The sequence below is a fragment of the Pantoea sp. SGAir0180 genome, assembly GCF_043546245.1.
In genome coordinates this window covers 4,181,847-4,193,287 of record NZ_CP028071.1, presented here as the reverse complement: position 1 = coordinate 4,193,287, position 11,441 = coordinate 4,181,847, and the positions used below count along the sequence as shown (strand labels likewise).

The 11,441-nt window shown below is 52.2% G+C and carries 12 protein-coding genes; all 12 read left to right on the top strand.

Annotation, left to right across the window (positions count from 1 at the left end; genetic code table 11):
- Window positions 1–151 precede the first annotated feature (151 nt).
- Window positions 152–1,156 (top strand): protein-methionine-sulfoxide reductase catalytic subunit MsrP, encoded by a 1,005-nt coding sequence (msrP, locus tag C1N58_RS19725; protein WP_394550771.1) that lies wholly within the window; start codon window positions 152–154, stop codon window positions 1,154–1,156.
- Window positions 1,157–1,759, top strand: coding sequence for a protein-methionine-sulfoxide reductase heme-binding subunit MsrQ (msrQ, locus tag C1N58_RS19720; RefSeq protein ID WP_006120980.1), 603 nt, complete (start codon window positions 1,157–1,159; stop codon window positions 1,757–1,759).
- A 221-nt stretch (window positions 1,760–1,980) separates the two neighbouring features.
- Window positions 1,981–2,433 (top strand): type II 3-dehydroquinate dehydratase, encoded by a 453-nt coding sequence (aroQ, locus tag C1N58_RS19715; RefSeq protein ID WP_033740114.1) that lies wholly within the window; start codon window positions 1,981–1,983, stop codon window positions 2,431–2,433.
- 25 nt (window positions 2,434–2,458) lie between these two features.
- Window positions 2,459–2,923 carry an acetyl-CoA carboxylase biotin carboxyl carrier protein gene (accB, locus tag C1N58_RS19710; RefSeq protein ID WP_033740068.1) on the top strand — a complete coding sequence of 155 codons (465 nt, stop codon included), beginning with the start codon at window positions 2,459–2,461 and terminating at the stop codon, window positions 2,921–2,923.
- A gap of 11 nt (window positions 2,924–2,934) precedes the next feature.
- On the top strand, window positions 2,935–4,284 hold the full coding sequence (gene accC / locus C1N58_RS19705; RefSeq protein WP_039341728.1) for an acetyl-CoA carboxylase biotin carboxylase subunit: 1,350 nt from the start codon (window positions 2,935–2,937) through the stop codon (window positions 4,282–4,284).
- A gap of 72 nt (window positions 4,285–4,356) precedes the next feature.
- Complete coding sequence (locus C1N58_RS19700) at window positions 4,357–4,599, top strand: YhdT family protein (protein WP_033740072.1); 243 nt, start codon at window positions 4,357–4,359, stop codon at window positions 4,597–4,599.
- A complete protein-coding gene (gene panF / locus C1N58_RS19695) occupies window positions 4,589–6,034 on the top strand; it encodes a sodium/pantothenate symporter (protein ID WP_033740073.1) in 1,446 nt (481 codons plus the stop codon). Before C1N58_RS19700 ends, panF begins: the two co-directional genes overlap by 11 nt.
- Window positions 6,035–6,049: 15 nt before the next feature.
- Window positions 6,050–6,934 (top strand): 50S ribosomal protein L11 methyltransferase, encoded by an 885-nt coding sequence (gene prmA / locus C1N58_RS19690; protein ID WP_054686963.1) that lies wholly within the window; start codon window positions 6,050–6,052, stop codon window positions 6,932–6,934.
- Between the two features lie 400 nt (window positions 6,935–7,334).
- Window positions 7,335–8,300 carry a tRNA dihydrouridine synthase DusB gene (gene dusB / locus C1N58_RS19685; protein ID WP_033740115.1) on the top strand — a complete coding sequence of 322 codons (966 nt, stop codon included), beginning with the start codon at window positions 7,335–7,337 and terminating at the stop codon, window positions 8,298–8,300.
- A 23-nt stretch (window positions 8,301–8,323) separates the two neighbouring features.
- Window positions 8,324–8,620 (top strand): DNA-binding transcriptional regulator Fis, encoded by a 297-nt coding sequence (fis, locus tag C1N58_RS19680; RefSeq protein WP_003855228.1) that lies wholly within the window; start codon window positions 8,324–8,326, stop codon window positions 8,618–8,620.
- A 546-nt stretch (window positions 8,621–9,166) separates the two neighbouring features.
- Window positions 9,167–10,192 (top strand): amino acid ABC transporter substrate-binding protein, encoded by a 1,026-nt coding sequence (locus tag C1N58_RS19675; protein WP_033740076.1) that lies wholly within the window; start codon window positions 9,167–9,169, stop codon window positions 10,190–10,192.
- A 68-nt stretch (window positions 10,193–10,260) separates the two neighbouring features.
- The gene (locus tag C1N58_RS19670) at window positions 10,261–11,439 is read left to right on the top strand and encodes an amino acid ABC transporter permease (protein ID WP_394550245.1); all 1,179 of its coding nucleotides are present in this window, start codon (window positions 10,261–10,263) and stop codon (window positions 11,437–11,439) included.
- Window positions 11,440–11,441: the final 2 nt, after the last annotated feature.

The window sequence follows — 11,441 nt, the reverse complement described above, 5'->3', positions numbered from 1 at the left end:
CTGAGAAGATCTCACAGCGCCTGATTCTACATTTTTCAGTGGATTCCCATTTGAGAGCGAAGCCAGGAAATTTCACATTTTTGCAGCGAAATTCGCCAGCATAAGTAATAGTCATCATGCTGGTTGAGACTATCGCGCCTGGAGAAAAACGATGAAGCCGACTAAAAGCCTGACCGAAGCAGATGTAACGCCAGAAAGCATCTTTAATATGAACCGTCGTCGGGTGCTTCAGACGCTGGGGCTGGGTGCCGCAGCCATGGGCCTTCCCGGCATGGCGAATGCTGATATCCTGAGCTGGTTCAAAGGCAACGACCGCCCTGCTGCCCCCGCAGGCCGTCCGCTTGACTTTACCAAACCCGCCCAGTACCAGGCTAACCTGCCCTTAACGCCCGCCGATAAAGTTTCCGGATACAACAATTTCTACGAATTTGGTCTGGATAAAGCCGATCCTGCGGCGAACGCCAGTACCCTAAAAACCGATCCCTGGAAACTGACGATTGAGGGCGAAGTGGCTAAGCCCGTGACGCTGGACATGGATGATATTTTTAAGCGCTTCGCGATGGAGCAACGAATCTATCGCATGCGCTGTGTTGAAGCCTGGTCGATGGTCGTTCCCTGGATCGGATTTGAACTAAATAAACTGCTGAAGCTGGCAGAACCCACCAGCAAAGCCCGCTTCGTCGCCTTCCAGACGCTGTACGCGCCCGATCAGATGCCAGGGCAAAAAGACCGGTTTATTGGCGGCGGGCTCAATTACCCTTATGTAGAAGGTTTGCGCCTGGATGAAGCGATGCATCCGCTTACGATTCTGACAACGGGCGTATACGGTAAAGCGCTGCCGCCGCAGAATGGTGCGCCGATTCGCCTGACGGTTCCGTGGAAATATGGCTTTAAGGGCATCAAGTCCATTGTGAAAATTACGCTCACTCACGATCAACCGCCAACGACATGGAATCAGATTGCCGACAATGAGTATGGTTTCTATGCCAACGTGAATCCCCATGTGAACCATCCACGCTGGTCACAGGCGACCGAACGTTTTATTGGTCCGGGCAGTAGCTTTAATGTGGATCGTCAGCCCACGTTACTCTTCAACGGTTATGCCGATCAGGTTGCCTCGCTCTATCGCGGCATGGATTTGCGGGAGAATTATTGAGTGCGCCTGACAATAAAGCAGATCGGCTGGCTTAAAGTCCTGTTGCATCTGGCTGCGTTCCTGCCGTTGGTTTATTTGATCATGGCCGCGATGCACGGTGGACTGAGCGCCGATCCGGCAAAGGATATCCAGCATTTTACCGGCCGAATGGCATTGAAACTGCTGTTGGCTACGTTGCTGGTGTCGCCCTTAACGCGCCTGATAAAACAACCCCTGCTTATTCGGACCCGACGCCTGCTGGGGATCTGGACATTTTTCTGGGCCAGTTTGCATTTGACCAGCTACTACCTGTTGGAGCTGGGAATAAATAACATCGGCCTGCTGGGCAGTGAGCTGATTTCCCGGCCCTATCTGACGCTGGGGATCCTCTCCTGGTTTATCTTGTTGGCGCTGGCCGTCACGTCTTTCCAGCGCATGCAGCGTAAACTTGGCAAACGGTGGCAAACATTGCATAACCTGATCTATCTGGTCGCGATCCTGGCACCTGTCCATTATCTCTGGTCAGTCAAAATCCTTTCGCCGCAACCCATTATTTATGCGCTTTTAGCCCTGGTCCTGTTAGCGTGGCGCTACAAAAAGTTCATTAAGTGGTGGCCGCGTTAACCGCTCTTTTCCCCGCTATCGTCTGCAAAAATGCGGTCTCCGGACCGCATCCGATCAACTTCGCAGATAAGACCAGTATTTTGCTGCGAAATGCCACGAAACGGATATAATGGCCGGCTTTATTGCGATTTGACGCTTCTTTTTCACCGTGACGGGTGACAAATGGAAAGCGGCAAGGTATTTTACGCGATGCCTCAATGATTGCGGGAGATGGCAGCAAGATGGCCGATAAATTACATATTCTGCTTTTGAACGGTCCCAACCTTAATCTGTTGGGAACGCGCGAGCCTGAAAAATACGGGGACGTCACGCTGGATCAGATCGTTTCTCGTCTGGTGCAGCAGGCAGACCAGTTGAATGTAGCGTTAAGCCATTTGCAGTCCAATGCTGAATATCAGCTCATTGATCGCATTCATGAGGCAAAAGGCAACGTGGATTATATCATCATCAATCCTGCCGCGTTTACGCACACCAGCGTCGCACTTCGTGATGCGCTGTTAGCAGTGGACATTCCCTTTATCGAAGTTCATTTGTCAAATGTGCACAGCCGCGAGCCCTTCCGCCAACATTCCTATTTTTCTGATGTCTCTGCGGGCGTTATTTGTGGGCTTGGCGCCGATGGCTACTCGTGGGCATTACAAACGGCAGTAAAGCGCCTGTCTCATACTAATTAATCAAACTGAGTACGGAACCCCATTCATGGATATTCGTAAAATTAAAAAACTGATCGAACTGGTTGAAGAATCTGGCATTTCTGAGCTGGAGATTTCCGAAGGTGAAGAGTCTGTTCGTATCAGTCGTGCACCTGCAAACACTGGTTATCCGATGATGCAGCAGGCTTATGCTGCGCCTGTTGCTCAGCAACCGGCGCTGGCGAGCGCCGTGGCACCTGTTGCCGCTGTCGCAGAAGCTGCACCAGCAGAAATCAGTGGTCACATCGTACGTTCACCGATGGTCGGTACCTTCTACCGCACACCAAGCCCGGATGCGAAAGCGTTTGTGGAAGTGGGCCAGAAAGTCAATGCCGGTGACACGCTGTGCATCGTTGAAGCCATGAAAATGATGAACCAGATCGAAGCCGACAAATCTGGCGTTGTTAAAGCCATTCTGGTCGAAAGTGGTCAACCGGTAGAATTTGACGAGCCACTTGTTGTCATCGAATAACGGGGCGAACCATGCTGGATAAAATTGTTATTGCTAACCGCGGTGAGATTGCACTGCGCATTCTGCGTGCCTGTAAAGAACTGGGCATTAAGACTGTCGCTGTTCACTCAAGCGCGGACCGTGACCTGAAACACGTGCTGCTGGCAGACGAAACGGTTTGCATCGGCCCGGCACAGTCGGTCAAAAGTTATCTCAACATCCCGGCGTTGATCTCTGCTGCAGAAATCACCGGCGCGGTGGCGATTCACCCTGGCTACGGCTTCCTGTCTGAGAACGCGGATTTTGCTGAGCAGGTTGAGCGCTCTGGCTTTATCTTTGTGGGTCCAAAAGCTGACACCATCCGCCTGATGGGCGATAAAGTGTCGGCCATCACGGCGATGAAGAAAGCTGGCGTGCCGACCGTACCTGGCTCCGATGGCTCACTGACCGATGACATGGAAAAAAACCGTGCCTTCGCCAAGCGCATCGGCTATCCGGTCATTATTAAAGCCTCCGGCGGCGGCGGCGGTCGTGGTATGCGCGTTGTGCGCAGTGACAAAGATCTGGAACAATCCATCAACATGACGAAAGCGGAAGCCAAAGCGGCTTTCAACAACGACATGGTGTACATGGAGAAGTATCTGGAAAATCCACGTCACATCGAAATCCAGGTTCTGGCTGATGGCCAGGGCAACGCCATCTATCTGGGCGAGCGTGACTGTTCTATGCAGCGCCGCCACCAGAAAGTCGTGGAAGAAGCGCCAGCACCGGGCATTACGCCAGAGCTGCGTTCATTCATCGGTGAGCGTTGTACTAAAGCCTGTATCGATATCGGCTATCGCGGCGCAGGGACGTTTGAGTTCCTGTACGAGAATGGCGAGTTCTATTTCATTGAAATGAACACCCGTATTCAGGTTGAACATCCGGTCACCGAAATGATCACCGGCGTCGACCTGATTAAAGAGCAGCTGCGTATTGCTGCTGGCCAGCCGCTGTCAATCAAGCAAGAAGATGTGATTATTCGCGGTCATGCGGTTGAATGCCGTATCAACGCCGAGGATCCGGTCACCTTCCTGCCAAGCCCTGGTAAGATTACCCGTTTCCATGCACCGGGTGGTTTTGGTGTGCGTTGGGAATCCCATATTTATGCGGGTTACAGCGTGCCGCCGTATTATGATTCCATGATCGGAAAGCTCATCACCTACGGTGAAACCCGTGATATCGCCATTGCCCGTATGAAAAACGCGCTGGCGGAGCTGATTATCGACGGCATCAAAACCAACATCGAACTGCAGATGAAAATCATGTCCGATGAAAACTTCCAGCACGGTGGCACCAATATCCACTATCTGGAGAAAAAACTCGGCCTGCACGAGAAGTAATCGCAATGCTGAGTTAGTCTGAGGCCGGATATTCCGGCCTTTTTCTTTTCCCGCTGGCGTTAAGGTCACATCATGGACGCGCGTTTTTTACAGGCTCACAAAGAGGCTCGCTGGTCGCTCTGTCTCACGCTGGCCTGGCTGGCTGTCTGGGGCATTTCCGCCTGGTCGGGCGGCGATGCGGTTGGCATAACCGGTTTGCCACGCTGGTTTGAGCTCTCCTGCATTTTTGCGCCTCTGCTGTTCATTTTTCTGTGCTGGCTAATGGTCCGTACACGCTTCCGTGAGATGTCTCTTGAGGAGGAAGATGAACACTGAAATCATCCTGCCACTGTTGGCTTATCTGGTCGTTATTGCCGGTCTGTCCGTCTTTGCGATGCGTAAACAGCGCAAAGGAAATTTCCTGACCGAGTATTTTCTGGGTAGCCGTTCGATGGGCGGATTTGTGCTGGCTATGACCATCACCACCACCTATATCAGCGCCAGCTCCTTTATCGGTGGCCCAGGCGCAGCGTATAAATATGGTCTGGGCTGGGTGCTGCTGGCCATGGTTCAGGTTCCTGCTGTCTGGCTTTCACTAGGTGTACTGGGGAAGAAATTTGCCATTCTGGCGCGTAAGCATAATGCGGTCACGCTTAACGATATGCTCTATGCGCGCTATGGCAGCACACTATTGGTGGTCCTGGCCAGCCTGAGTTTACTCGTTGCCTTTGTGGGCGCGATGGCCGTGCAGTTTATCGGTGGCGCACGCCTGCTGGAAACCGCAGCCGGTATCCCCTACGACACGGGATTACTGATCTTCGGTGGGACTATCGCGCTTTATACGGCATTTGGTGGCTTCCGGGCCAGCGTGCTTAACGATGCCATGCAGGGCATTGTGATGCTGATTGGCACCTTTTTGCTGCTGTTTGCAATTATTCACCATGCCGGAGGGATCCACACTGCTGTAGAAAAACTGCATGCGATTGATCCCAAACTGCTGTCTCCTGAGGGGCCGGGCGATATCATTACGCCGACGTTCCTGAGCTCATTTATCGTTCTGGTCTGTTTTGGCGTTATCGGTCTGCCCCATACCGCTGTCCGCTGTATTTCCTACAAGGACAGTAAAGCCGTTCACCGGGCGATTGTTCTCGGCACTATCGTGGTGGTGGTACTGATGCTGGGAATGCATCTGGCAGGCGCGCTGGGCCGCGCCATATTGCCCGATCTGACCGTGCCGGATCGGGTTATCCCGACGCTGATGATTACCGTCCTGCCGCCGCTGGCCGCTGGGCTGTTTTTAGCGGCGCCGATGGCGGCGATCATGTCGACCATCAATGCGCAGCTGTTGCAGGCTTCCGCTACGCTGGTAAAAGATCTGTATTTACGCCTCGCACCTCAGCAACTGGACAATGAGCCACGACTGCGGATGTTATCGGGCACGGTGACATTTGCCCTGGGTGTCGTTTTGTTGTTCGTGGCCTGGCATCCGCCCGACATGATTATCTGGCTTAACCTGCTGGCGTTTGGTGGGCTGGAGGCAGTATTCCTGTGGCCGCTGGTTCTGGGGTTATATTGGGAACGCGCCAATGCCGCAGGCGCGCTCAGCGGGATGGTGGTGGGCGGAGGCTGTTATGCCATTCTGGCAACCCTGGGCCTGCAACTATGGGGATTTCATCCCATCGTGCCTTCCTTATTGTTAAGTCTGCTGGCGTTCCTGGTCGGCAATCTGTTTGGGCGTTTACCCGCCGTGGTTAACGCACCACAACACTGAATTAAGAGAGATGTTATGCCGTGGATTCAAATCAAAATTAACAGTTCTGGTGCCAACGCAGAGGCGCTGAGCGATGCACTGATGGAAACCGGTGCCGTGTCAGTGACCTTTCAGGATACCCATGACACGCCCGTCTACGAACCTCTGCCCGGGGAAACCCGTTTATGGGGCGATACCGATGTTATCGGGTTGTTCGATGCCGAAAGCGACATGGAAGGCATCATTGCCGAACTTTCACAGCATCCACTGCTGGGAGAGAATTTTCGCCACAAGATCGAGCAGATCGAAGACAAAGACTGGGAACGCGAGTGGATGGAGAACTTCCATCCTATGCGCTTTGGCGAACGCTTGTGGATCTGCCCGAGCTGGCGCGATGTGCCCGATCCGAATGCCGTCAATGTCATGCTGGATCCCGGGCTGGCTTTCGGAACCGGCACACATCCCACCACATCGCTCTGTCTGACGTGGCTCGACGGTCTGGATCTGAACGGTAAAACGGTGATCGATTTTGGCTGCGGCTCTGGGATCCTGGCGATCGCCGCCTTAAAGCTGGGTGCAGCGCAGGCCATTGGCATTGATATCGATCCTCAGGCGATTCAGGCCAGCCGCGACAATGCCGAGCGCAATGGGGTGGCGGACCGTCTGTCTCTTTATCTGCCGCATCAGCAACCGGAAAACCTGCAGGCTGATGTGGTGGTGGCAAACATTCTTGCCGGACCGCTGCGTGAGTTAGCGCCGCTTATCCGCGTGCTGCCTAAACCAGGCGGGCATCTGGGATTATCAGGCGTGCTGGAAAGCCAGGCCGAGAGTGTCTGTGAAGCTTATGCCATGCACTTTGCGCTGGACCCTGTCGCCGTTAAGGAAGAATGGTGCCGGATTACGGGTGTAAAAAACGCTTAGCGTCGTAAACGATGCGAGCGTCAGACTCAGCCCTGCAAACGTCGCAGGGCTGTATACCTTCTCCTCATACAGATGAAAGCGAACCTGTCTGGTCGTCGCTGCCTTTCACGCTCAATCGCTATGCTTTTGTCAACCGTCTGTACGGCGTGTTGTGTCGTTAATCACGGTATGTGACGTTTTTTATCTGGCGAATGCCGAATCTTCGTCGGAAAAACCTTTGTTCACAAAATAAACATAACTGGATAACGCCATGATTTTTAATGTCATTTATCCATAACACCCTTGTCAGAGCAGACTAAAAGCAGTTTTCTTGCGAATTGTTCAAAGTTTGGCCTTTCATCTTAAGAAAAAAATGCGTAATATACGCCGCCTTGCAGACACAGTATGGCATTACGACTTCATGCGCATTGGAAACCTCCAGCTGAGAAATCGACTGATTGCGGCACCGATGGCCGGTATTACAGACAGGCCTTTCAGAACGCTTTGTCATGAGATGGGTGCAGGAATGGCGGTTTCTGAGATGTTGTCATCCAATCCCGAAGTGTGGGCCAGTGACAAATCTCGTTTACGCATGGTGCACAGTGATGAACCCGGCATTCGTGCCGTCCAGATTGCAGGCTGTGATCCCAGTGAGATGGCTCAGGCTGCACGTATTAATGTCGATGCTGGTGCACAGGTGATTGATATTAATATGGGTTGCCCAGCCAAAAAGGTGAACCGCAAAATGGCGGGGTCGGCCTTACTGCAATATCCTGCCGTGGTCGAGTCTATTCTCTCTGCCGTGGTAAATGCGGTTGATGTACCGGTCACATTGAAAATCCGTACCGGTTGGGATCCAGAAAACAGAAACTGTGTCGCGATTGCCCAATTGGCTGAGCGTTGTGGCATTCAGGCTTTGACGATACATGGCCGCACTCGTGCCTGCCTGTTCAACGGAGACGCTGAATACGACAGCATTCGGACAGTTAAGCAGAGTGTCTCTATTCCGATTATCGCGAACGGAGACATAACTGACCCGCATAAAGCCAGAGCAGTGCTCGACTACACCGGAGCCGACGCTTTGATGATAGGACGTGCTGCTCAGGGAAGACCGTGGATCTTCCGGGAAATCCAGCATTATCTGGACACTGGGGAGCTGCTTGCCCCGCTGCCACTGGCAGAGGTCAAGCGTTTGCTTGTTTCGCATATACGTGAGCTGCACGACTTTTACGGTCCAGGCAAGGGATACCGTATAGCGCGGAAGCACGTGTCCTGGTATCTCCAGGAACATGCCCCAAATGACCAGTTTCGGCGCACATTCAACGCCATTGAGGATGCCAGCGAACAGCTGGAGGCGTTGGAGGCATACTTCGAAAATCTTGCGTAACGAAATAAAGAGCTGAAAGAACTATGTTCGAACAACGCGTAAATTCTGACGTACTGACCGTTTCTACCGTTAACTCACAGGATCAGGTAACTCAAAAACCTTTGCGTGATTCGGTTAAACAGGCACTGAAGAACTATTTTGCTCAACTGAATGGTCAGGATGTGAGTGACCTGTATGAGCTGGTTTTGGCTGAAGTCGAGCAGCCTCTGTTGGACATGGTGATGCAGTATACCCGTGGCAACCAGACCCGTGCTGCCCTGATGATGGGTATCAACCGCGGTACGCTGCGTAAGAAACTGAAAAAATACGGCATGAACTGATTCAGGTTCACACCGTTAATCTCGCCAGCCTTCGGGCTGGCGTTTTTATTTGTGCGTTACTACGCAAATTTTTTTAAAAACGCTGAAACAGTTGCATCACATATGGTAACTGTAGTTGCAGTCGCCAGCGTGACTTTAACAGACTTACCTTTCACATTTTCTCTTCTTCGCGGCCTTTGTCTTTTGTACCACCATGCCCTTCAGCCCAGCCCTGTCGGCCTTTTGTGAGCACGGCTACCTTTTTAAGCAATCTCATGTCTGCTTACATCAGCCACATGCAAACAGGCTCACACTGTTGCTAAATAGTGAAACAAATTGCACTAAATGTGATCTACCCGACTCGAAATGCATCCTTTTGGTGCGCCATATTATTGCAGCCTTCCGGATAATTCAGATTATTACCCGATATTTCAGGTGAATTCAGAATTCTGCAAACCTGGCACTGGCTTTGCAAAGTCGTGGATGGCTGATCGCCACAGACAGGAAACGCACACCAAAGTGCGCACTACATAACAACACAACACGACATGCCACACAGGATGCTTTATGAAAAAGATGATGCTCTCTACTCTGGTTGCTGCGGCTTCGCTGCTCGCCGTTGCTCAGCAAGCCCACGCAGGCGCCACGCTGGATGCGATTAAAAAGAAAGGATTCGTTCAATGTGGTATCAGCGATGGCCTGCCAGGTTTCTCTTATGCAGACGCCAGCGGTAAATTTACCGGTCTTGATGTGGATATCTGTCGTGCCGCGGCAGCAGCCGTATTTGGTGATGCAACAAAAGTAAAATATACCCCGCTGACCGCAAAAGAGCGCTTCACCGCATTACAGTCTGGCGAAGTGGACGTGCTTTCTCGTAACACTACCTGGACCTCATCACGTGATGGCGGCATGGGCTTCATGTTTACCGGTGTTAACTACTATGACGGCATTGGTTTCCTGACACACAAAAAAGCGGGCCTGAAAAGTGCGAAAGAGCTGGATGGTGCCACCGTCTGTATTCAGGCCGGTACTGACACTGAACTGAACGTTGCGGATTATTTCAAAGCGAACAAGATGCAGTACACCCCGGTGACATTTGACCGCTCCGACGAATCGGCAAAAGCACTGGATAGCGGCCGTTGCGATACGCTGGCTTCCGATCAGTCACAACTTTATGCACTGCGTATCAAATTAGGTAAACCAGACGACTTTATCGTTCTGCCGGAAGTCATCTCTAAAGAACCGTTGGGTCCTGTTGTTCGTCGTGGTGATGATGACTGGTTCACCATCGTGAAATGGTCACTGTTTGCCATGCTGAACGCCGAAGAAATGGGCATCACCTCTAAAAACGTGGATGAGAAAGCCGCGAAGCCAGCGACGCCCGATATGGCCCACCTGTTAGGTGCCGAGGGTGACTATGGCAAGGATCTGAAGCTCGATAACAAATGGGCGTACAACATCATCAAGCAGGTCGGTAACTATCAGGAAAGTTTTGATCGCAACGTCGGTAAAGACAGCCCGCTGAAAATCGCTCGTGGCCAGAATGCGCTCTGGAACCAGGGTGGTATTCAGTACGCACCACCGGTTCGTTAAGTCTACCTCCCCGTCGGGCACCGTTTTCTGCGGTGCCCCAGCAAGGCTTTCGTTATTGAGGTTTCAACATGTCACAACGCCCAACCGTGAAAAGGGATTTTTCGTTCGGTAATCCCACGGTTCGCGCCTGGCTTTACCAGATCGTGGCGATCGTTATCGTACTGTCTGTGGTGGGTTATCTCGTCCACAACACCGTCATCAATCTCGCTAATCGCGGTATCACTTCCGGGTTTGGTTTTTTAGAACGTAATGCGGGTTTCGGCATCGTTCAGCATCTTATTGATTATTCCGAAGGGGATACCTACGCGCGGGTATTTCTGGTTGGCCTGACAAATACCCTGCTGGTTTCCGCACTTTGTATTGTATTTGCTTCCATACTGGGCTTCTTTATTGGTCTGGCGCGTCTCTCAGAGAACTGGTTATTACGTAAAATCGCGAATATCTACATTGAAATCTTCCGCAATATCCCGCCGTTATTGCAGATTTTCTTTTGGTATTTCGCGGTGTTGCGTAACCTGCCCGGCCCGCGTCAGGCGCTGAATGCCTTCGATCTCGCCTTCGTGAGTAATCGTGGCCTGTATATTCCCTGGCCGACCTATGCGCCTGGTACCTGGCCTTTCGTTATCGCTTTAGCACTGGCTGTGGTGGCGAGTTACGGTTTATACCGTTTTAACCGACAGCATCAGCTTAAAACAGGTCAGTTACGTCGCTCCTGGCCCGCAGCTGTTGCAATGCTGATCCTGTTCCCGCTGGTTGCGCATGCAGGTTTTGGTGCCGCCATGCACTGGGATATCCCGGAGTTGCGTGGGTTTAACTTCCGGGGCGGCTTCGTCATGATACCTGAGCTGGCAGCGCTCACGCTGGCCCTGTCGATCTACACGTCATCTTTCATTGCCGAGGTGATTCGCTCAGGTATTCAGGCTGTGCCTTACGGACAGCATGAAGCGGCGCGTTCACTGGGGTTACCGAATCCCGTCACGCTGCGTCAGGTCATCATTCCTCAGGCCATGCGAGTGATTATTCCGCCCCTGACCAGCCAGTATCTCAATATCGTCAAAAACTCCTCTCTGGCTGCCGCGATAGGTTACCCGGACATGGTGTCGCTGTTTGCCGGTACGGTACTGAATCAGACCGGTCAGGCTATTGAAACCATTGCGATTACGATGAGCGTCTACCTGATTATCAGCCTGCTGATTTCACTGTTGATGAATATTTATAACCGCAAAATCGCGCTGGTTGAGCGTTAAGA

Coding starts and splice junctions, on each gene's coding strand:
- C1N58_RS19670 (WP_394550245.1), top strand. CDS start 10,261: ATGTCACAACGCCCAACCGTGAAAAGGGATTTTTCGTTCGGTAATCCC.
- prmA (WP_054686963.1), top strand. CDS start 6,050: ATGCCGTGGATTCAAATCAAAATTAACAGTTCTGGTGCCAACGCAGAG.
- dusB (WP_033740115.1), top strand. CDS start 7,335: ATGCGCATTGGAAACCTCCAGCTGAGAAATCGACTGATTGCGGCACCG.
- fis (WP_003855228.1), top strand. CDS start 8,324: ATGTTCGAACAACGCGTAAATTCTGACGTACTGACCGTTTCTACCGTT.
- accB (WP_033740068.1), top strand. CDS start 2,459: ATGGATATTCGTAAAATTAAAAAACTGATCGAACTGGTTGAAGAATCT.
- C1N58_RS19675 (WP_033740076.1), top strand. CDS start 9,167: ATGAAAAAGATGATGCTCTCTACTCTGGTTGCTGCGGCTTCGCTGCTC.
- panF (WP_033740073.1), top strand. CDS start 4,589: ATGAACACTGAAATCATCCTGCCACTGTTGGCTTATCTGGTCGTTATT.
- aroQ (WP_033740114.1), top strand. CDS start 1,981: ATGGCCGATAAATTACATATTCTGCTTTTGAACGGTCCCAACCTTAAT.
- C1N58_RS19700 (WP_033740072.1), top strand. CDS start 4,357: ATGGACGCGCGTTTTTTACAGGCTCACAAAGAGGCTCGCTGGTCGCTC.
- msrP (WP_394550771.1), top strand. CDS start 152: ATGAAGCCGACTAAAAGCCTGACCGAAGCAGATGTAACGCCAGAAAGC.
- accC (WP_039341728.1), top strand. CDS start 2,935: ATGCTGGATAAAATTGTTATTGCTAACCGCGGTGAGATTGCACTGCGC.